Origin of the sequence: Sphingobacterium anhuiense (assembly GCF_042686355.1) — a bacterium.
Classification (GTDB): domain Bacteria; phylum Bacteroidota; class Bacteroidia; order Sphingobacteriales; family Sphingobacteriaceae; genus Sphingobacterium; species Sphingobacterium anhuiense.
Genome location: NZ_JBHUPE010000003.1, coordinates 34,813 through 57,527, shown reverse-complemented (window position 1 = coordinate 57,527; position 22,715 = coordinate 34,813). Strand labels below are relative to the sequence as shown.

Sequence of the window (22,715 nt, the reverse complement as noted above, 5' to 3'; positions counted from 1 at the left end):
TCTGAATTACCTGATTAGTTTTATAGATAATCAAAATAAACATTAGAACGGGAACATACTAATACTATAGGATAACTAATATCAATTTTTAACCAAATTTTAGACAGTAATCAGTCATTATTCATACAGTCTACACTGAGTGATCACTGAGCAAGCACTGAACAAACACTGAACAAGTAATGTTAAAAGACATAATCTGGTAATCATCTGATCTTCGTTTGCTCCCTAAAAATTAAAAGAGAGGAACCTACGTTTGTGTAACGGTGCGTTTTCAATTTAAATAAAATGTGCTCAGGTAAAAATCGGAAATAGTTATTATCCTATTAGACAAGAAGTAAGGAACAAAAAAAGCAAATCTTTATTCCTAAATGCCCATAGAACAGTAGCCAAAATCATCTATCACTAGCCCTACGTAAGATTTTTTTCACTATATTAGTAAGACATAAGAACTAGAACCTTTATGCTACACAATGTGAAAAGAATTTCAATTACTTTTTCTTTATTATTAACGTTAACATTCACGGTTTTTGCCCAGGAAAATCCTAAAACCAAATGGTTTAGTCACGATCGTTTCGGGATGTTTATACACTGGGGGCTATACAGTGGTGCAGAAGGATTGTGGAAAGGCGAAAAACTACGCTATATCAACAATTACGCAGAATGGCTCCGCTATCGAAACCGGGTTTCTAAAGATGAATACGGTGAGTTAGCGAAGCGCTTCGTATGGGATCAGATCAATCCAGAAGAATGGGTATTGCTCGCTAAAAAAGCAGGTATGAAATACATTATCATGACCACTAAGCATCATGACGGTGTAGCCATTTGGGATACCAAAATTGGAAACTATAGCCTTAGCAAATTAAGTGGGAGCAATCGGGATATCATAAAAGAATTAGCTGCGGCATGTAAAAAGCATAACATGAAGCTAGGTTTTTATTATTCACATTGGATTGACTGGGAACACCCATATGCCTGGGATCATAATCAGGAACTCACAGGACATGTCACCGACACCCAGTACAATCAGTATTGGCAGGAAAAAGTAATGCCACAATTACGTGAACTTTTAACAAACTATGGCGATATCGCACTGATGTGGTTTGATATGTGGATTCCATATCAAAAATCAATAATTAAAAAAGAACAGCTTGAACAGGTTGTGGAGCTTATTCATACCTTACAGCCAAATTGCCTGATCAATTCAAGACTAGGTTTACCTACAGATGAGAAAAATATTGATTTTGAAACCTTCGGCGATAATCAATTTGGAACCTCATACATTCAACATCCGTGGGAAACACCAGGTACTATTGCACATTCGTGGGGCTACAACGGTCAAGAAAATGAATGGAAATCAACCAGTCAAATCTTCAATTCGCTGATTTCAAATGTTAGCCTAAACGGTGGATTTACCTTAAATATTGGACCTCGTGCAGACGGTACAGTACCTTATGAAAGCGTAACAAGACTGGAAGATATCGGTAAATGGCTCAATAAACATGGAGAAAGTATTTATGGGACAACTGGTCTAGATCTAAGAGCCAACCAGCATGATTGGGGGTATTTAACAACCAAAACTACAGGAAAACAAACAAATGTATATGCTCAGGTGTTTAATTGGCCACTGGATCGCGTGTTGCGGATATCAGGAATTAAAACTAAACCGGAACAGATATCCATTCAAGGTACGACAGATCATCAGAACTTAAAATTTGAACAGATTGGCAGCATCCTGCATGTGCATCTTCCTAATAAGCAAACAGACAACTATGTATCTACCATAGTAATCCATTACAATGAACCATTGCAACTGGATAAAGATATCGTTGCTGAGTCCACTTTTGGTGGTTTTGCTTTAAATAGTACTAATGCACAAAACAGAGAACAATTAAAAGTAATTCGCTATGACGGAAAAAAACCTAACCATATTCAAACAGCTGGAGAAACCATTGCCTGGGAGGTAGATTTTCCTGAAGCAGGAACTTATAAAATAGATGTATCTGCACATAATCCAAATAGAGATCCTATAGAAATTAAGGTTCACACCACTAACGAAACAGCTTCAGGAAAACTAACACCAAATGGAAAAATGGTAGTAGAACCGAACGAGAATAATTACACCGATGAGTTTGTGAATACTTCCATAGGTAGAATTCATATTAATCAAACAGGAAAACAAAAAATTACGTTCCAGACAACTGGAAATCAACAACTTTGGCTTAACAGTATTTGGTTAGAAAAAATTAAATAAATTTAGGTTATGCATAGCTTATCAGACGATTAATATACATGTGAATAGGTAGTGTTGCCATTAAATTTCAAGAAAATGTGCACATTTGCATGCATTAACATTAGAAAAACAGGTTTTCTCAACTAGAATTGCGAATGGAATTTCACAATCAAGCATTGGACAAACAAAACATACTTCTAGAAACTTTAGGTTTTGAAGGATTAGTTGCGCTTGATTATGAAGGGCATATTTTGGCATTAAATAATCAGGCTAAATCCCTATTACCTTTTGACAAAATAGCACATAAAAAATTGCATGAGGCGTTGATCTTCTACAGCAAAGAAGGTCAACATCCGATACATCCCAATGAATTATCATTTAATAAGACATTGGAGACTGGTGCGGTAAAGCGTGATATAATCTATGGTATCACAACAGAAGATAACACGTTGATCTGGCTTTCTTTTAGTTCTAAATTAATAGCAGATAGACCTGATATCCACATGCTCATCAGCATTCAGGATGTTTCCCCACTCGTCAATGAAAACAAAAAATTACTAGATAGCAAACAAGAACTACAACTTCTAATAACATCGCTCGACGATATTGTATTTGAAGTAACCAAAGAAGGAGTTTTCAAAAACTATTGGACCAGCGAACCGGATTTATTATTTTATGAACCAGAGGAATTTTTGAACAAAAATATTGTAGATCTATTTCCTTCGGAAATGACCGAAAAAACATTACCATTGATCAATAAGGCGTTAACCTATAACAAGGTTTATCATATGGAATTTCCTTCTCCTTTTGATACGCATAAAGGTAGATGGTTCAAATTAAAAATTAAACCCATACACAGTACAAAAGATCGTGTAGCAGTTGTTGTCTCCGATATTTCCCAAAAAATTAAATCGCTTGAAAAAATTAGATATAATCAACATAAATTCAATCAAGCTTTTCATTTCTCCGGGTTAGGAATATCCTTGACCGACACACAAGGTTACTGCCTGGATGCAAATAATATGCTCAGTAAAATTTTAGGCTTTTCGCAAGAAGAACTATCCTGCACAAATTTCTTTGATTATATACACCCTGACGATATCAATAATGATTATCAACAACGTCAACGATTGTTAAAGGGAGAAATGGACAGTTTCACATTAGAAAAACGGTATCGCCATCAACTCGGCCACTATGTATGGTGTTCAGTGACCACCTCGGTCGTACATAACCAATCCAATGAAGTATCTTTCTTTATTGTTCAGCTACAGGACATATCGGAATGTAAAAAGAATCTTGAAATCCTAGAAAGGCAAAAGAAGGAAATCGAAATTGTCAAAATCGATCTGGAAACGAAAGTGCGCCAGTTGGAAGAGTTTAACCATATTGTAGCCCATAATTTAAGGGAGCCTGTAAGCAATATCCATATGCTCATCGATGAGCTGAAAGATGAAAACAGAAAGGAAGTTAACAAAGAATATTTTAGACTACTGAAAAGTAGTAACAACAGTTTAACAGATACTTTACAAGAACTATCGGAGATATTAGAAATTAGTCAAAATAGAAACATAGAAAAGGTGAACTGTCATTTCCCTACAATTTTTAAAAAGGTATATGATCAATTTTTAGCAGAGATATATAGTAAAAAAGTAATCCTGACAACAGATTTTGAGATTGAGTATTTACAATACCCTAGAATATATCTCGAAAGTATTATTTATAATCTGCTTAGCAACGCACTAAAATACACCGTTCCCCGTGTTCAACCAAAAATTCATATCAGAACATTTCAACAAAATAATTCAACCTTACTGAGCATCCAAGATAATGGAATAGGTATTGACCTACCTAAATTCAAATCGCAAATCTTTATGTTTAGAAAAGTTTTTCATCGTGGCTTTGATAGCAAAGGCCTAGGTTTATTCATCACACGCTATCAGATTGAATCTTTAGGAGGTAAGATCGATGTTATTAGCAAGCCAAACAATGGCACTACTTTTTTAGTAAATTTTTTAGAAAACAACTAAATGGGATCAACCAATACTATAAAAATAAGAACTGTCACCCTTGTCGATGATAATGCTATTTTACGCGTTATTTTCAGTAACATGATCAAGAGTTTTCCAGACTTTCCGCTACAGATCAACTTATTTGAAAATGCGCTAGATGCATTAGAGTATTTTGAAAATAAAAAGGAAAATCTCGACCCTTCTTCAGAAATAATATTTGTCGATATTAATATGCCCTTTATGACAGGTTGGGAAATGATGGATAAATTAGAAGAGTTTGGTCCTGACTTTTTAAATCTTTTGAACATTTATATCATAAGTTCATCCACTAGTAAAAGCGATAGGGAACAAATTCAAGACTACCCATTCATTAATGGGTACATATTGAAACCTATAGACAAACTTAAATTGTATGAACTGATCCGCAAACTGAATAATGAAGCATAACATGATGCTATTTATTTAACCATACTTCCGACAAATTAAAAAGCGCTACTTTATAAATCTGTATCCAGATCCTTAAGTAGCGCTTTATTATCGCTTATCGGGTATGATAAATACTAATATACCGACAGCTCATCCACAAATAACCAAGCCGGAGAACCCGCACCACCAGATCCTGCAGGAATCTTATTCAGATGTTGCACTTCAACTTTAACAAATTTAGCAGTCTGCTTTTCAAACGACAATCTGATGGTCCCTTTAGATGTGGCGATCACTTCTTTTCCCACCTCTTTTACTAAAGTGAAATTTTGATTATCCTGAGAAATATAAACTTTAACAGCTTGCGGATAGTATATCCAACTCGAATTTTGATCAACGACATTCAGTTCCACATTTGAAAATGAAACTGGTTCAGCCATATCAATCGTAGCCACTAAATCTTTACCATTAAATCCTAACCAGTTTTTCTTAAAATACTGCTTATTGCCATAAACACCATCAACCAATGTTGCTTCACCGTTCGCTTGATATGCTTCATTTGGCTCATGCAACAGTTGAACAGATTTCCCAGTAGATTTACTGATTACAAAATCCTGCTTCAATACTGAACCGACCATACGTGCAGCACTAAAATTTGCGGCATGGATGGTCATTGTTCTATCCACTACAACAGGCTCCTTATAAACGGCACTTTGAACAGTCGGTGCTGTTCCATCTGTAGTATAGCGAATCGTATTGTCATTTTTGATTGTTGATAATTCATAATACATCTTTCCTTCTCTGGAAACGATATTAGCATTCAATTCAAAAATAGCTTTACTATAATTGATCTTTTTTCTGTCCAGATAAGTAAACTCATGAATCACCCTGTTTTCGAAAGATTTATACGCTTCCGGTTTTGATGTTCCCCATGCCACTTCAGACAAAGCCAGCAATCGAGGAAATAACATATATTCAACATGTTTAAAATTTGTAATATACTCCGTCCACATATTGGCCTGTGGTCCCAAGATATGCTTTGCTTCTTGCGCATTCAACTCTTTGGGTATGGGGTTGAAGCTATACACTTTATCCAAGCGTAGTTCAGCATTAAAAGCCAACGGTTCAGATTGCGGATTCCCTTGATAATAATCCAGATACATGTGACTTACGGGAGTCATGATGGCATCGTGTCCTGTCTTTGCGGCATGAATACCACCTTCAATACCTGTCCAGCTCATAACTGTGGCATTTGGAGCCAGACCGCCTTCTAAAATTTCATCCCAACCGATAATATCTTTTCCCTTTGCATTGATGTATTTTTCCATCCGTTTGATGAAATAAGATTGCAATTCGAACTCATCTTTTAATCCTTCTTTTTTAATCAGCTCCTGACAGTGTGCACAGGTTTTCCATCTTGTTTTAGGCGCCTCGTCGCCACCGATATGAATATAATGACTTGGAAAAAGTGTAACAACTTCATCGATCACATCTTCCAATAAAGCAAAAGTTTCCTCCTTAGGACAATAGATATCATCCATAACACCCCAAGTTGTACCTACCTGAAAAGGACCCCCAGTGCAAGAAAGTTCAGGATATGCAGCCAATGCAGCTTGAGCATGACCTGGCATTTCAATTTCAGGGATTATTTCAATATGTAGTTTATTTGCATAGGCAACAACATCTTTAATCTGCTCCTGTGTATAAAAACCACCGTAACGGCCATCTTTTGTTAATTTAGAATCTTTCACATCATCTGTCACTGTACGGTATGCTCCAATAGCAGTAAGTTTCGGATGACTTTTGATTTCAATACGCCATCCTTGGTCATCTGTAAGATGCCAGTGAAATTTATTCATTTTATAACGCGATAAGTAATCTAAAAATAATTTCACTTCATCGGCAGTAAAGAAGTGTCTGCTCACGTCAAGATGTGCACCACGATAAGTGAACTTCGCATAATCCTTAATTTCCAAAGCAGGAATACTTCCACTAGCTTGGTTCTCCTCCACAAGCTGCAACAAAGTTTGAACAGCATAAAAAGCGGCACTTTCTGTAGAAGCGGCTATGAAGACACCGCTAGGATCTATCTTTAATTCATAATAATCATGCTTTTCTGCGGCAGTATTGTTAATTTTCTGAAATCGGATTGGTCCCGATTTCTTAAGAGTAACTTTCGTCTGTAACAAGCTTTCTAATTGATTAGCCAAATATTTTGCTTGGGTCTCAAATACCCCTGCTCCAACGGCTAGATTTCCTTTTAAAGGAAAGGAACCTTGCTTTGATATCTCCAAATGCTGAGGCATTGGTATGAGGTTCTTTTGTGCGAATAAGACAGAAGAATAGAAAAAAATAAAACTTAAAAATAGGATTTTACGCATGATAGTGATTTGGTCTTTCAACAAAAGTAGTATTAATTTTAAAAAATTAAAACGTTATAGCATGCCCGTTACATTAAACTAAAAAAGGAGATCATCTGATCTCCTTTTCCTATTATATTACATTTTAAATAATCTTAAATTGCTTGCGTTTTGGTTTTCAACCAAGCCTTTTCATCATCATTCAATCTGCCTTCCAGTTTATCATAAACCCATTGGTTATACTGATTCAACCAGTTTATATGTTGCTGATCCAGTAAGGTTTTATCAACTAGATCTGTTGCAATATAGCAGATTGTTAATGTTTCAAAATCCATAAACTCTCCGAATATGGAAGAATCAGCATGTTTTGATAAGACAAGATTTTCAATACGGATACCATGTTTTCCCTCACGGTATAAACCCGGTTCAATCGAACTGATCATTCCCGCTTCAATTGCAACATCAATATTTGCAGCATTAAATGTTTGTGGACCTTCGTGCACATTCAAAAAGAAACCAACACCATGACCAGTACCATGTCCATAATTACGTAATGTAGCCCAAATCGGACGACGTGTAATCGCATCAATCTGATAACCTTTAGATCCTTGCGGATAAATAGCCTGGCTACCTTCTATCGTACCCTTCAATACAGTTGTATAATCTTCCTTCTCTTCCTGCGTAATATTTCCCAACGAAACCACACGCGTAATATCTGTTGTTCCTGTCTGATATTGACCTCCCGAATCGACCAATAACAGTCCTGACGTTTTTAAATCGTAATTGCTTTCTTTACTAGCGGAATAATGTGGCAATGCACCGTGGTCTAAATAGCCGGCAATGGTACCAAAACTAATATCATTAAAACCAGGTTGCTCCTCTCTAAACTCTTGTAATCGTTCGGCTATAGAAATCTCAGACTCACCACCGGCAGGTACTGCCGATTCCAGCCATTTAAAGAATTTAGTCATCGCAACACCATCATTGATCATTGTTTCGCGCGTATGTCCAATCTCTACTTCATTTTTAATTGCTTTCAGAGAAGCTGAAGGATTGATTTTCTCAATGATTTTTACGCCAGAGGGAATAGAATCATAAATAGCAAAACAAGTTCTTTTTGGATCAATCAAAATAGATTCTACAGCTAGATTGCTCACTTGTGCATACACTTCCTCATAAGGCTTAACAGTTACACCGGAAGCTTCTAAACTGATAACCGTTTCCGAATCCAATTTAGCTGTTTCAATATATAAAATAGCTTCATCTGCTGTTACATAAACGAATCCTAAAACAACAGGATTACATGGTACGTCACGTCCGCGGATATTAAGCAACCAAGCCAGATCATCTAAAGAAGAAACCAGATGTGCCTGTGCTCTATTTTTGGCCAATACAGTGCGCACAGCCGCCAATTTAGATTTTGTAGATTGACCTGTTGTCGTATCGGCCAATAAATATGCTTTTGCTAAAGGCAAAGCCGGCCTACCCTCCCACAATGGAGACAATAGATCCACATGACCGTCAACTACAATATCAAGAGGTTTTAAGATTTGTTGAACAGATTGTGCAACTAACAAAGAAGCTAAATTACCATCAAAAGCAACTTTGGCACCTTTTGTTAAATGCTCACCTAACCAATCTGCATACTCCGCATTCCCTTGAACTTTTAATTTCACAAGTTCGAAACCGCTTCCTGCCAACTGTTCATTTGCCTGAACAAAATAACGGGTGTCTGTCCACAGACCTGCAAAATCCTGTGTAATAACTAAAGTACCTGCTGAACCTGTAAACCCTGATGTCCAAGCGATACACTTATAACGATCTGGTAAATATTCACTTATATGCGGATCAGAAGAAGGAATGATATAACCATCAACACCTTGCTCTTTCATCAGACTTCTAATTGCCGTCAATTTTTCTGAATGCGTCATTGTTTCTTTAATTTGATCATGCAAGTTATAAAATTTCAAGAAGTAAACACCTTTTCAAGGGTAACTTTTGACTTTCATATTAAACACTTTTGATCAAACAATAGTATCTTTATGAAAACAGAAAGATTTAATATTAATGAAAACCAGTATATCCCTTACCCTTCTCAGTATCTGCTTATCCCCGTTATACAGTATTCCTACTTTTTCACAGTCAGCAACAAAAACCAAAATTGAAGAAGCTTACCGTCAATTTGAAAAAGACCCTTCATTAAAAAATGGTACAGCATCGCTATCCGTATTTGATGCAAGCACAGGAACTCCTATTTTTCAGCACAATCAAGAGATAGGATTAGCAACAGCTTCTACGATGAAGATTATCACCGCGAGCACAGCATTTGATATTCTAGGCAAGGATTTCAAATTTAAAACCAATCTATCATATACTGGAACGATACAGACAGACGGCGTACTCCATGGTGATATTATTATTGAGGGTAGCGGGGATCCCACGCTGGGAAGTAACCGTTATCCTGAAACCAGTGAAGAACAAATACTCAACAAATGGATCTACGCAATCCAGAATGCTGGTATTAAGGAAATAAAAGGCCGTATCATCGGTGATGATAGCCGCTATCAAGGATATAAAGTCCCTGGTGGCTGGATCTGGTCCGATATTGGAAACTATTACGGTGCAGGGGTGTCTTCACTAAACTGGAGAGAAAATGCCGTAGGAGTAGTTTTCACACCTAACGATGCGCTTGGAAAACCAGCAACAATACAAAAGCTCACTGCGGATCTTTCCTATGTAAAAATCACGAACGAAGTGACTACCGGAAAAAACGGCTCGGGCGACAATGTATATGCCTATTCAGGTCCTTACGCTACAAATATTTACATCAGGGGCACTTATGGTTCAGATCTCAAAAAAACAATTGAAATCTCCGTACCGGATCCCGCTTATGATGTTGCCTTTCAATTAACAAAAGCACTTAAGAATGTCGGCATTAAAACCGCTGAATCACCAAGTAACAGCAAAGCGATTTCGACAACAGAAATCTCAAGACATCTTCTGGACACCCATGAATCACCCGATCTTGCTTCGATTATCTACTGGTTTAACCAAAAAAGTATCAACTTATACGGTGAAGCATTATTGAAAGCAATTGCATACCAAACGGCACAAAAGACTGAAACGAGTGAGGGAGCATCCTTTATTCAAAAATATTGGGAAAATAAATTGCAGATCAACAGCAGTGAACTCAACAATCAGGATGGATCTGGTCTTTCTCCACAAAATAGAGTGACAACCGCTGCCATGACCAAAATTATGCAATATGCACAATCACAATCCTGGTTTCCGGAATTCTATAAAAGTCTGCCCGAATACAATAATATGAAGATGAAAAGCGGTACAATTGGAGGTGCTTTGGGCTATACCGGTATCCAAAATAATAGCACAGGAGAGAAATTTACCTTCACCTTGTTAGTGAATAATTACACGGGATCGACTAGCGCAATGCGCAAACGAATGTTCACACTTCTTGATGCCTTAAAATAAATTGACACTTCAGAATAAATTTTTGACTATTTATCATTTCTTTCTCAAAAAAAGAATGATACATTTGTAACCTTAGTTTAACAAACTAGCACTATATAAAAGAATTAAAATGAGTAATGTAAATCGTAAACAAGCGGCATTAGACTACCACTCAATGGGTAGACCTGGTAAAATAGCTGTTGTGCCAACCAAGCCAACAAATTCTCAAAGAGACTTATCGCTAGCTTATTCGCCAGGGGTTGCTGAGCCTTGTTTAGCTATCGCTGCAAATAATGAAGATGCTTACAAATATACTGCAAAAGGTAATTTAGTTGCAGTTATTAGTAATGGTACGGCCGTTTTAGGTCTTGGAGATATCGGTGCTGTAGCCGGTAAGCCAGTTATGGAAGGTAAAGGTTTATTATTTAAAATCTTCGCTGATATCGATGTTTTTGATATTGAACTTGATACTAAAAATGTAGATGAGTTTGTTAATATCGTAAAAGCAATGGAACCTACGTTTGGCGGTATCAACCTGGAAGATATTAAAGCTCCAGAATGTTTTGAGATCGAAAGACGCCTAAAAGCGGAAATGAATATTCCGGTTATGCATGATGATCAGCATGGTACAGCAATTATTTCTTGTGCAGCTTTGATCAATGCGTGTGAACTGATCGGAAAAAAGATCGAGGATGTTAAAATCGTCGTAAACGGCGCAGGTGCTGCCGCTATTTCTTGTACAGGTATGTATGTATCTGCTGGTGCAAGAAAAGAAAATATTGTTATGTTAGACAGTAAAGGTGTCATCCGTCGTGACCGTGAAACGTTAGATGCGATGAAAGCGACTTACGCTACTGACCGTGATATCCATACGCTTGCTGATGCGGTAAACGGATCTGATGTTTTCATCGGACTTTCTGCAGCAGATGTGTTGACTCCAGAAATGTTATTGACAATGGCTAATCAGCCGATTGTATTAGCAATGGCAAATCCTAACCCGGAGATCGCTTACGACCTAGCAATTGCGACACGTAACGATGTCATTATGGGTACAGGACGTTCAGATTATCCAAACCAAGTTAACAATGTGTTAGGTTTTCCTTACATCTTCCGTGGTGCATTAGACGTACGTGCTACAGCGATTAACGAAGAGATGAAAGTGGCGGCTACAAAGGCGATTGCTGATCTAGCTAAACAACCAGTTCCAGAAGAAGTAAACTTGGCATATAACACCAATAATCTAAAATTCTCAGCAGATTATATCATCCCAAAACCTAATGATCCACGTTTGATCACTGAAGTTTCGGTAGCAGTAGCAAAAGCAGCGATTGAATCAGGAGTTGCCAAACATACCATTGAAGATTGGGATAAATACAGAGAAACTCTTCGTAAAAGATTAGGTCAAGATGATGCTATTATGCGCAACTTGACAATGGCAGCAAAACGTAATCCTAAACGTGTTGTCTTTGCTGAAGCAGATAACTACAAAACACTTCGTGCGGCACAGATCGTAAAAGAAGAAGGTATTGCAGTTCCTATTTTGTTAGGCAAAAAAGGAAAAATCAATGCATTAATTAATGAGTACGGTTTTGAATTAGCTGGCGTACAGATCATTGATCCATTTGAAGAAATGGAAACAGAGCGTGTCAACCAATATGTTGAACATTTGTTTGTAAAAAGACAGCGTCGCGGTCTTTCAAAATTAGATGCTAAAAAGCTTTTAATTGACCGCAACTACTTCGGAGCAAGCATGGTACAGTTTGGCGATGCAGATACCTTAATTTCTGGATTAACAAAAAACTATGCAAATACGATCAAGCCAGCAATCCATGTTATTGGAGCAAAAGAAGGTAGCCGTATTGCAGGTATGTATATGATGTTAACAAAAAAAGGTCCTATCTTCTTAGGAGATACCACTGTTAACAAAGAGCCTTCAGCAAAAGAGTTGGCAGACATCACCGTATTGTTAGATAAAGCAGTTAGAAAAATGAATGTAAGCCCTCGTATTGCATTACTTTCTTATTCTAATTTCGGTTCTAACGAAGGTAACACACCGACAAAAGTACGTGAGGCAATTAAAATCGTACACCAGGAGCATCCTGAAATTGTTGCAGACGGTGATTTACAAGCAAACTTCGCATTAAACAGTGAGCTATTAGAAGCAAACTTTCCATTCAGTACATTGAAAGGACAACCAGCAAATACGTTGGTATTCCCGAATTTGGAATCTGGAAATATTGCATACAAATTATTACAGGAAGTAGGCAACGCAGAGGCCGTTGGTCCAATCTTATTGGGTATGAACAAACCAGTTCACGTATTACAATTGGATAGTTCAGTTCGCGAAATCGTGAATATGGTAACGATCGCTGTTGTCGATGTACAATCTCACGAAAAACAAGGTAATTAATTCCGTATCGCTATGTATGCATATTTTAACGGGAAATTAGCACATAAAGCACCTACCCATGTTGTTCTCGACGTGGGTGGGATTGGCTATTATATCCATATTTCCCTCAATACTTTTTCCTTGATTAAAGACCAGGAGCAATGTAAGCTATTCATTTCTTTTCAGGTTAGGGAGGATGCGCATACCTTGTACGGATTTGCAACAGAAGGTGAAAAAAAACTATTTGAAAATCTGATTTCAGTATCAGGTATTGGTCCAAATACAGGGCGTATGATTCTTTCATCCAATACACCGGAAGAAATACAATCTGCTATTGTAAATGGTCAGGTTACACTGATTCAGCAAATAAAAGGTATTGGTCCTAAAACAGCACAACGTTTGATTTTAGAATTGCAAGATAAGCTAAAAAAACAGGGCGTAGAATCCTTGTCAACGATTCCAATGGCGCAATCTGTACCAGACGAAGCATTATCCGCTTTGGTCATGTTAGGATTCAATAAAGCTACCTCAGAAAAAGTTTTAAATACTGTCATCCAAACGGATCCAAATCTGACCGTCGAAGGAATGATCAAATTAGCTTTGAAAAAGTTGTAAAGAAAGATTATTTATTTTTAACAAGCGCTATTATTCTGTTAACTTTGAACAGCATAATAGCGCTTTTTTTATGGCAGAAGATTTAAAAATTAAAAAAGGAACAAAGGAAGAACAATATATTGCTCTTCTTCCTCAGATAAAAGGCTTGATCACCGGTGAAACGAATCAAATCGCTAACCTGGCAAATATTGCTGCAGCACTGAAGGAACAGTTCAATTTTTTCTGGGTAGGTTTTTACTTAATTGAGGGTGAGCAACTTGTACTTGCACCTTTTCAGGGACCTGTAGCCTGCACACGGATCCAGTATGGTCGTGGCGTTTGCGGAACTTGTTGGAAAGAAAACAGAACAATTATCGTACCCAATGTAGATGAATTTCCTGGGCATATCGCTTGCAGCTCACTTTCAAAATCAGAAATTGTTATCCCTGTTTACAAGGGCAACAACATCATCGGTATTCTAGATGTAGATAGTAGCGAACTTAACGATTTCGATGCTGTAGATGAGCAATATTTAACTGAAATAGTAGCTTTGCTTTCTTAAGACTGCCTAAGACAATTTCATCTCCCAGACTTTGATTAATTTATCATCACCTGCAGTGAGAAAGTATTTCCCAGAAGTAGTCCAAAGTCCGGTGTTGATCGATAAAGTATGCGAGTCATAAAATTTATCACGACTGACTGTTTTGCGTAAAGCATAGGTTTCCTCATCCCAAATTTTGAAAGATTTGTCCCGGCTAACCGTAGCAAATACAGGATAACTGGGATGTGGATAAATACCATATACGGTAAACATATGCGGAACAAACCCATGCTGTTCTTTTAAAGTTGCTACGTCGGATATTTTCAATGCAGCATCTCTAGCTCCACTCAAGAGCTCAAGTCCGCTACGAGAGAAGATCAGGCTCGTAATCGGCATAGTATGTTTCTGGTTCGCTAATAGAAAATGAAAATCTTCTGCAGAGAACAAAAATATATCTCCGTTCTTATCTCCAAATGCGATTTTCTTTTGATCATGAGAAAGCGCAATCGTACGGATTGTGTTTGAGGAAATAGCAAATTCATATATTTTCTTGTAATCTGTCAAACACCATACACTAGCAACACCGTCCTCCCCTACGACAACAAGCTCATTCTTGGTCGGAATACTCTGAAGGGCAAAAATTGCTTTCTTAGAAACTTGAATGCTCGCTATTAATTTTTGATTTTCAACATCAACAATCATCACCTTACCCTCACGAAGTGCGATTGCCAAAAAAGAGGTATTAGGGATAAGATGTAAGGCGTAAATTGAAGAACTTACCGCACAAAGAATGCGCTTGAATGACTTCGTTTGCAAATCCCATTCCACTACACCTTTATCATTTCCTCCAGAAAAGAACGTATTGGTAAAATATCCTCTCTCCAAAGCGAAGATAGGATTTTGATGTCCAGTTAATGTTGCTGCTAATTCCATTTCTAATGTATCCATAATCATATTACCCTATACAAACTTAGCTAAATTTACATCAACAAGAAGCTATATCAGTAAATTTACAGCGTATTATTAATCTTAAAAGGCACCAATAGGTGCCTTTTAACAAATTTTATACATCTTAATAACGTAGAACAATACTATTGATGTCTACCTTCGAGATTCTTAGCAATTGTCTCTAATGAAATTCCTTTTTCGCGTAATAATACGAGAAGGTGAAACAATAGATCAGAAGTTTCATTAATAAAATCATGCTCTGTTTCTGTCAATGCAGCGATAACAGTTTCTACGGCTTCTTCACCTACCTTTTGAGCAATCTTATTGATTCCTTTTGAACGCAAACGATTAACATATGATTCATCGGAAGGGAATTCATAGCGATGTTTGATGATTCGCTCTAGCTCCAGCAAGAAATTTTGATTAAAATCAGTATTAAAACAACTGCGGCTACCTGTATGGCAAGTAGGGCCTGCAGGTCTCGCTTTAATTAACACCGTATCTTTATCGCAGTCAATATGTAAGCCGACAACCTCTAAAAAGTTCCCACTTTCTTCACCCTTAGTCCATAAGCGGTTTTTACTTCTTGAAAAAAAAGTAACACGCTTCTCGGCTTGTGTTTTTTGCCATGCTTCTTCGTTCATATAACCGAGCATTAACACTTCCAATGTTTGGGCGTCTTGTACAATTACAGGGACAAGTCCGTCACTTTTTGAAAAATCTAACATTTCTTTTAATTAGTATCGAGTACATGGTATGAAGTCATTACAGTTGCTATAGTAAGCAAATTTAACGTACTACAATGGCATTACTCCTTAAAGTATTCTTTAATTCTGGGATAAGGATTTCACCGTAATGAAACACTGATGCTGCCAAAGCGGCATCTACATTTGCTTGTTGAAATACATCGACAAAATGTTGCTGATTACCCGCACCACCGGATGCAATTAACGGAATAGTAATAGCATCATTGATTTTTTTCAATAACCCATTATCAAATCCATTCTTCGTTCCATCATGGTCCATAGATGTCAGCAAAATCTCACCTGCCCCTCTTTCTTGAGCTTCGTGTACCCAATCCTCCGTTTTGATATCAGTCTTGATACGACCTCCACTTAAGTGGACAAAGTTTTGACCTTCTAGAAAACGTGTATCAATCGCAACCACAACAAATTGTGCACCAAAGGCCGCCGCTAGATCATTGATCAATTGTGGATTACGAACAGCAGCAGAGTTGATCGAAATCTTATCCGCTCCAGCATTCAACAAAATCTCAGCATCTTTCATTTCGTTAATTCCACCTCCGATTGTAAATGGAATATTAACCTGACGCGCAACAGCCTTAACCAGGTCAATAGTTGTTTTACGCCCTTCATGCGTGGCTGCAATATCTAAAAAGACCAATTCATCGGCTCCCTGTTCAGAATACTGCCATGCCAATTCAACTGGGTCACCGGCATCACGTAAATCAACAAAATTAACTCCCTTTACTGTGCGGCCATCTTTAACATCAAGACAAGGAATTATACGTTTTGCTAACATCCTTAGAAGTTAATTAACGATTTCAAATTCCAATCTTTAATCTCTTCAATTGAAATTCTATTCTCATAGATCGCTTTACCAACAACAACAGATTCCATTCTTCCCAATGCTTTTAAGTTGCTGATGTCTTCCATTGAACTGATACCACCAGATCCGATTAATTTAATTATAGGAGAATGATCTAAGAGTTTCTTATATAATTCAACACCAGCACCGCCTAATTTACCATCTTTGCTGATATCCGTACATAAGAAACGGTAAAAACCTAAAGCTAAACACTTATCGATATATGCAATTAACTTGATTGGAGAAGATTCCAACCAGCCTGAATATTTAATTACCTCGTCCAATACATCAATTGCAATAACGATATGATCGGCATATTTAACTTTACCTTCATTCAAGGTACTTAATTCTTCCAAAAATGATGGATTAGTGATTGCCTGTGTACCAACAATAACACGGTAAATACCAGCATCAACCAATTCCTTAACTTTTTCAATACTGCGAACACCGCCGCCATATTGAATTTTCATTTCTGTTTTTTGAATGATATCAAATAAATATTCTTGATTACTAAAATCACCTTTTGCACCATTTAAATCAATGATATGTACCAATTCTGTACCATTTGCATGATACTTCTCAATCTGCTCTTCTAAACTGATTTCATAAGTAGTAACATCGTCATAATTTCCTTCTCTTAGACGAACAACTTTCTTATCTAATACATCAATTGCGGGTATAATATACATTGTAAACTGTTTTTTATTTTCTAACTTAATTTTGAAAAATTCACTAATAATTGCTCGCCAGCCTTTCCTGATTTTTCAGGATGAAACTGCACACCATAAAAATTATCTTTTGCTATAGCTGCCGAAAATGGCAATCCATAAGCACACATTGCTGCCGTGTATTTCGCATCATACTCAATGAAATACGAATGTACAAAGTAAAAATAAGCATTATCTTCTATATTGCTGAATAATGGATTGTCATTTCTGATCGATACACTATTCCAACCCATATGCGGAACTTTTTCCTTGATTTTTTTATCAAAGTGTAAGGTCTTCAAAGGTATAATGGATAATAAAGAGGCATTTCCTTCTTCTGAGAAATCCGTTAGCAACTGCATGCCCACACAAATACCCAGAACAGGCTTATCAATGTTATGGATACATGAAGCTAAACCTGAGTCACGCAGTTTTTGCATCGCTGCACCTGCATGCCCTACTCCAGGAATGATAATACGATCATATTGTTCCAGCTCTTCTTCCTTGTTGACCATGCCATAGGCTAGTCCAACACGATCTAAAGCTGCTGTCAATGAAAATATATTACCGGCTCCGTAATTTATAATTCCTATCATTTTTGTCTTTTTAGATGTCAGATAATAAATATCAGACATGAGATTGAAGATATCTGATTTTCTTATATTCTATTTTTTTAGAAATTAGGAAACGATATACGGTCTCCAATCTATTATCTATCGTCTCTAATCTAATATCTCTAATCTATCGATTACAAAACTCCTTTCGTACTCGGGAGCTCCATATTATCAGCATCACGACGTACAGCTTTCTTTATTGATTTGGCAAAGGCCTTAAATATTGCTTCGATCTTATGGTGCTCATTGTCACCTTCAGCTTTGATATTTAAATTAGACTTAGATGCATCCGAAAATGATTTGAAAAAGTGGAAAAACATCTCTGTAGGCATATCACCAATTTTCTCACGCTTAAAATCAGCTTCCCAAACAATCCAATTACGGCCACCAAAATCCAAAGCAACCTGCGCTAAGCAATCATCCATAGGTAATGTATATGAATAACGTTCAATACCACGTTTATCACCCAAAACCTTTAAGAATACTTCTCCCAGCGCAATACCAGTATCTTCTATCGTATGATGTTCATCAATATGTAAATCACCCTTTGCTTTAACTGTCAAATCGATTGCACCATGACGGGCAATCTGATCCAGCATATGGTCAAAAAATGGCAAACCTGTTTCAATATCACCTTTTCCTGAACCATCTAAATTCAATTTGATATAGATATCCGTTTCATTCGTTTTACGATGATGTTCACCGGTGCGTGTTCCTAACTTCAGGTATTCATAAATAGACTTCCAGTCGGTTGTTTCAAGACCAATTGTTTCTGCATCAATCTGTACATTTTCCAAAGCCCCTAAGTCATCATTATTACGTAGCCAAATAGCTTTAGCACCTAGATTTTGAGCCAGCTTTACATCATTGACACGATCTCCGATAACAAAAGACTGTGCTAGATTATATTGTGAAGGATCGAAATAATCCAATAGCATACCAATACCTGGCTTGCGTGTAGCCGCATTTTCATGAGGAAACGTACGGTCGATATGTTCTTTAGAAAAAACTACACCTTCAGCCGCAAATGTATCCAGTATAAATTGATGGACAGGCCAAAAGTTTTCTTCTGGATGAACATCTGTACCCAGACCATCTTGGTTAGAAACTAATACTAAGTCGAAATCTAATTCTTTCGCGATGCGTGGAAGGTATTGCAATGCACCTGGGTAAAATTTAAGTTTAGCAAAAGAATCAATTTGTTGATCCTCAGGCTCCAAAATTAAAGTACCATCACGGTCGATAAACAATACACGTTTTAGCTGATTAGGCATTATTTTATATGTTGATTGTGGTTAATTTTTCCAATAATATACGATTCTCTTCTGGTGTACCGATTGTAATTCGAAGACAGCCTTCACAAAGTTCAACTTTCGAGCGGTCACGTACAATGATGCCGTGTGATACCAAATAGGCATATACTGCTCTTGGATCATTCATTTTTACCAAAATAAAGTTGGCGTCAGAAGGAGTAATGTGTTGGACCATATCCAGTTTGTACAATCCCTGCACTAACTTTTCACGTTCCACCACAGTTTGTTTGATCCAGCCATTAACCTGATCAACTTGATCTAATGCTTCCAGAACAATATCCTGTGTCGCTTGGTTAATGTTATACGGTGGTTTTATCTTATTGAACACCGAAATAATTTCGGTACTTGCAAAGGCCATCCCTAAACGTAAAGCTGCTAAGCCCCATGCTTTTGAAAGCGTCTGTAAAACAACTAAATTTTGGTATTCGGCCAATTCCTGAGTAAAGGATTTAGTTTGTGAAAAATTAATATAAGCTTCATCCACCACAACCAGACCATCAAAGTTGTTCAAAATGGTTTCGATATCATGACGATTTATCGTATTACCGGTTGGATTATTCGGTGAACAAATGAAGATCAATTTAGTATGCTCATCGACAGCATTTTCAATGCCCTCTAAGTCCAATTGATACTCCTTTGTTAAATTTACCTTCCGAAAAGCAACATCGTTTATGTTGGCTGAAACCTCATACATGCCGTATGTAGGTGGGACTAAAATTACATTATCAACACCTGGACGACAAAATGCACGAAATAAGATATCAATAGCTTCGTCACTTCCATTACCTAAGAACATATTCTCTGCAGGCACTCCTTTAATATGTGCTAGCTTATGCTTAAGTTGATGTTGCAGAGGATCTGGATAACGGTTATAGTTATGCGCTAAAGGAGAACCAAAAGCGTTTTCATTGGCATCAATTAAGATAGATGCTTCCCCCTTGAATTCATCTCTAGCAGAAGAATAAGGTACGAGATTTTTAATATTTTCCCGTAAAAGTTTCGTTAAGTTGAATGGAGTGTCCATTAAATTATTAAATTTTAAATCGTAAACTTAGATAAATTTGCTTACATCCACAATATAATTACAGATCAATAGAAATTTAGCCTTATTTATTGTTAGTTCATAGGTATTGACGCATGCGGCTCAAATATAACTTTATTGCTCCCTTCTGAGAATTTTTGGCGTAATTTAATATAACAGGGAGATTTTACAAATAACATTATACCGAAAACCATTTTCCCTCTTGCGATAGCATCGCTTTCGGGAAAACAGACTGCGCCTCAAGTAATAAAGGCTGTAAATCTTTATATCGTGCAGAATAATGACCTAATAGTAATTTATCTGCATGCGATTCCTTGGCTATCTCTGCAGCCTCCAGGGCTGTAGTATGAAAAGTTTCCTTTGCACGATCGACCATCTCATGGAGAAAAGTAGATTCGTGGTAGATTAATGTTGCATGTTGAATATAAGGTAAGTAGTTTGCTGTACGAATGGTATCTGAACAATACACATAACTGCGGGATAATGGTGCAGGCAAAGTATAATCTGATGCGCTGAACACTTGTCCATCTTCACGAACATAGTCCACCCCATTTTTCAATAATTGATAATAAGCAACAGGTATACCGGCCTCCTCAATATCTTCTACAAGTAGGTGTCGTGAACGCTGTCCCTCATCAAAACGAAAGCCCGTACAGGGAATTCGGTGAGTCAAAGGAAATGTACTTACTTTAATGGTTCTATTTTCAAAAATAACCTGCGGTTCGTCGGCAGAAGTTTCATGGAAAATAAGATCGTAGCGAAGTAATGTCTCTGAATATTTAAACTGAACAGCTAATATTTCATCAAGTCCCTTTGGTCCATAAAGGTGTAAATCACTTTTACGCCCAATCAGGTGCATGGAGGACAATAACCCAACTAAACCGAGGTAATGATCTCCATGCAGATGACTGATAAAAATATGATTTATTTTATTGCTTTTAATGCCATAACGGCTAAGCTGCATTTGTGTACCTTCTCCACAATCAATTAAGAACAATTGCTCATTGAAGTTTACGACTTGACTAGTTGGATGCCTATCGTACATAGGCGTTGCGGAACTATTCCCTAAAATCAAAACTTCAAATCGCATATTATTTTTCTTTCTCTCCTCTATAATCTAATTCAATTTCGTGTGCAAAAACACGGTCTTCAGCATCTTTAACAGAGTTTACGATCGTAAAGTTGGTCTGTAGGTGGGACATTTCCAATACCTCAAGGACTTCAGAATCCAAGTTTGCTAAAATGAATAGCCCACCACTTGAATCACAAAGACGATTTGCCAATAGTGCCAAGCGAATACTGCTTTCGTCTATTTTACGCACATTAGATAAATCTAAAATAATATTACGTTGACCAACCGTGTTTCTCAACAAAAACTCACCTTTTAATTTAATCGCTTTTTCCGCATCTAAGCTATCACAAAGCGGTTCTATTACAATATAGCGGTCATGCTTATCAATCGTATATTTCATAATCTAGATCCTTTCTCTTAATATTTTAGTTGTTTTAAAGCTTGAGTCACATTCCGTTCTACACGTTCCAAAACATCTTCTTGATTTGGATAAACAAACTTCTCGCCTACAATATGCTCATAAAGTTCGATATATCGCTCAGAAATTGATTTTATTATTTCATCTGTCATTTCCGGAACCTGCTGTCCATCTTTACCTTGAAATCCGTTTTCAATTAACCATTTGCGTACAAACTCTTTCGACAATTGCTTTTGTGCTTCACCACTTGCCTGACGTTCAGCATAACCTTCCGCATAAAAATAACGGGAAGAATCTGGTGTATGAATTTCATCGATCAAAATAATCTGACCATCTTTTTTGCCAAATTCATATTTGGTATCCACCAAGATCAATCCTCTTTCAGCTGCGATTTCAGTACCTCGTTGAAATAATGCTTTTGTATATTTCTCCAACTGGATATAATCTTCTTCACTCACGATTCCTCTTGCTAAAATAGCATCTCTAGAAATATCCTCATCGTGACCTACTGCTGCTTTTGTCGTGGGAGTAATAATAGGTTCAGGTAATTTATCATTTTCCTTCAACCCCTCTGGCAGCGCTTCGCCACATACCGAACGTTTTCCTGCACTATACTCTCTCCAAGCGTGACCAGATAAATACCCACGGATCACCATTTCTACTTTAAAAGGCTCACACATTTTACCAATCGTAACACTTGGGTCCGGAACAGAAACTACCCAGTTTGGCAGAATATCTTCCGTTGCTTTCAAAAATTTTGCAGCGATCTGATTCAATACCTGTCCTTTATAAGGGATAGGTTTTGGTAATACCACATCGAATGCCGAAATACGATCTGAAGCCACCATAGCTAAATATTCATGAGCAATGGTATATACATCACGTACTTTACCTCTGTAAAAAGAGGTTTGATTTTCGAAATTGAAATTTGTTTCTTGTATTGCGTTCATATATTGATGAATGGATAGTATCTCTCTAT

At 37.1% G+C, this 22,715-nt stretch carries 19 protein-coding genes; 7 read left to right on the top strand and 12 right to left on the bottom strand.

Annotated elements, in window-relative coordinates; translation table 11 throughout:
• The first annotated feature begins 472 nt into the window (after positions 1-472).
• From ACFS6I_RS04660 to ACFS6I_RS04650, 3 genes are all read left to right on the top strand, one after another.
• The gene (locus tag ACFS6I_RS04660) at positions 473-2,251 is read left to right on the top strand and encodes an alpha-L-fucosidase (RefSeq protein WP_380918494.1); all 1,779 of its coding nucleotides are present in this window, start codon (positions 473-475) and stop codon (positions 2,249-2,251) included.
• A 134-nt stretch (positions 2,252-2,385) separates the two neighbouring features.
• Complete coding sequence (locus ACFS6I_RS04655) at positions 2,386-4,257, top strand: PAS domain S-box protein (protein WP_380918492.1); 1,872 nt, start codon at positions 2,386-2,388, stop codon at positions 4,255-4,257.
• Complete coding sequence (locus tag ACFS6I_RS04650) at positions 4,258-4,686, top strand: response regulator (RefSeq protein ID WP_380918490.1); 429 nt, start codon at positions 4,258-4,260, stop codon at positions 4,684-4,686.
• A 113-nt stretch (positions 4,687-4,799) separates the two neighbouring features.
• Here the strand turns inward: ACFS6I_RS04650 and ACFS6I_RS04645 are convergent, their stop codons facing one another.
• Positions 4,800-7,043 (bottom strand): glycoside hydrolase family 20 protein, encoded by a 2,244-nt coding sequence (locus ACFS6I_RS04645; protein ID WP_380918488.1) that lies wholly within the window; start codon positions 7,041-7,043, stop codon positions 4,800-4,802.
• Positions 7,044-7,177: 134 nt separating this feature from the next.
• On the bottom strand, positions 7,178-8,953 hold the full coding sequence (locus ACFS6I_RS04640) for an aminopeptidase P family protein (RefSeq protein ID WP_380918486.1): 1,776 nt from the start codon (positions 8,951-8,953) through the stop codon (positions 7,178-7,180).
• 136 nt (positions 8,954-9,089) lie between these two features.
• Here ACFS6I_RS04640 and dacB point away from each other — a divergent pair, with 136 nt between their 5' ends.
• The 4 genes from dacB to ACFS6I_RS04620 all read left to right on the top strand — a co-directional run bounded on the left by dacB (position 9,090) and on the right by ACFS6I_RS04620 (position 14,035).
• Positions 9,090-10,511: a D-alanyl-D-alanine carboxypeptidase/D-alanyl-D-alanine endopeptidase gene (dacB, locus tag ACFS6I_RS04635; protein WP_380918484.1), complete on the top strand. Its 1,422-nt coding sequence runs from the start codon at positions 9,090-9,092 to the stop codon at positions 10,509-10,511.
• Positions 10,512-10,620: 109 nt separating this feature from the next.
• The gene (locus ACFS6I_RS04630) at positions 10,621-12,900 is read left to right on the top strand and encodes an NADP-dependent malic enzyme (RefSeq protein WP_380918482.1); all 2,280 of its coding nucleotides are present in this window, start codon (positions 10,621-10,623) and stop codon (positions 12,898-12,900) included.
• 12 nt (positions 12,901-12,912) lie between these two features.
• On the top strand, positions 12,913-13,494 hold the full coding sequence (ruvA, locus tag ACFS6I_RS04625) for a Holliday junction branch migration protein RuvA (protein WP_021189326.1): 582 nt from the start codon (positions 12,913-12,915) through the stop codon (positions 13,492-13,494).
• 70 nt (positions 13,495-13,564) lie between these two features.
• Positions 13,565-14,035, top strand: a complete 471-nt coding sequence (locus tag ACFS6I_RS04620) for a GAF domain-containing protein (RefSeq protein ID WP_380918480.1) — start codon at positions 13,565-13,567, stop codon at positions 14,033-14,035.
• Positions 14,036-14,041: 6 nt separating this feature from the next.
• Here ACFS6I_RS04620 and ACFS6I_RS04615 read toward each other — a convergent pair whose 3' ends face one another.
• The 10 genes from ACFS6I_RS04615 to ACFS6I_RS04570 form a co-directional block, all read right to left on the bottom strand.
• A complete protein-coding gene (locus ACFS6I_RS04615; protein ID WP_380918478.1) occupies positions 14,042-14,962 on the bottom strand; it encodes a WD40 domain-containing protein in 921 nt (306 codons plus the stop codon).
• Positions 14,963-15,105: 143 nt separating this feature from the next.
• Positions 15,106-15,690: a bifunctional phosphoribosyl-AMP cyclohydrolase/phosphoribosyl-ATP diphosphatase HisIE gene (gene hisIE / locus ACFS6I_RS04610; RefSeq protein WP_132772467.1), complete on the bottom strand. Its 585-nt coding sequence runs from the start codon at positions 15,688-15,690 to the stop codon at positions 15,106-15,108.
• A gap of 61 nt (positions 15,691-15,751) precedes the next feature.
• The gene (gene hisF / locus ACFS6I_RS04605) at positions 15,752-16,504 is read right to left on the bottom strand and encodes an imidazole glycerol phosphate synthase subunit HisF (RefSeq protein ID WP_380918475.1); all 753 of its coding nucleotides are present in this window, start codon (positions 16,502-16,504) and stop codon (positions 15,752-15,754) included.
• A 2-nt stretch (positions 16,505-16,506) separates the two neighbouring features.
• On the bottom strand, positions 16,507-17,259 hold the full coding sequence (locus ACFS6I_RS04600; RefSeq protein WP_132843857.1) for a 1-(5-phosphoribosyl)-5-[(5-phosphoribosylamino)methylideneamino]imidazole-4-carboxamide isomerase: 753 nt from the start codon (positions 17,257-17,259) through the stop codon (positions 16,507-16,509).
• 20 nt (positions 17,260-17,279) lie between these two features.
• Entirely contained in the window at positions 17,280-17,873 is a 594-nt protein-coding gene (gene hisH, locus ACFS6I_RS04595) for an imidazole glycerol phosphate synthase subunit HisH (protein ID WP_132843858.1), read from the bottom strand.
• Between the two features lie 152 nt (positions 17,874-18,025).
• A complete protein-coding gene (hisB, locus tag ACFS6I_RS04590) occupies positions 18,026-19,165 on the bottom strand; it encodes a bifunctional histidinol-phosphatase/imidazoleglycerol-phosphate dehydratase HisB (RefSeq protein ID WP_132772472.1) in 1,140 nt (379 codons plus the stop codon).
• A 4-nt stretch (positions 19,166-19,169) separates the two neighbouring features.
• Positions 19,170-20,228: a histidinol-phosphate transaminase gene (gene hisC / locus ACFS6I_RS04585; protein ID WP_380918472.1), complete on the bottom strand. Its 1,059-nt coding sequence runs from the start codon at positions 20,226-20,228 to the stop codon at positions 19,170-19,172.
• 196 nt (positions 20,229-20,424) lie between these two features.
• On the bottom strand, positions 20,425-21,336 hold the full coding sequence (locus ACFS6I_RS04580) for a ribonuclease Z (RefSeq protein WP_380918470.1): 912 nt from the start codon (positions 21,334-21,336) through the stop codon (positions 20,425-20,427).
• Position 21,337: 1 nt separating this feature from the next.
• Positions 21,338-21,718, bottom strand: coding sequence for an STAS domain-containing protein (locus ACFS6I_RS04575; RefSeq protein WP_132772477.1), 381 nt, complete (start codon positions 21,716-21,718; stop codon positions 21,338-21,340).
• Between the two features lie 17 nt (positions 21,719-21,735).
• A complete protein-coding gene (locus tag ACFS6I_RS04570; RefSeq protein WP_021189321.1) occupies positions 21,736-22,686 on the bottom strand; it encodes a phosphoribosylaminoimidazolesuccinocarboxamide synthase in 951 nt (316 codons plus the stop codon).
• Positions 22,687-22,715 lie beyond the last annotated feature (29 nt).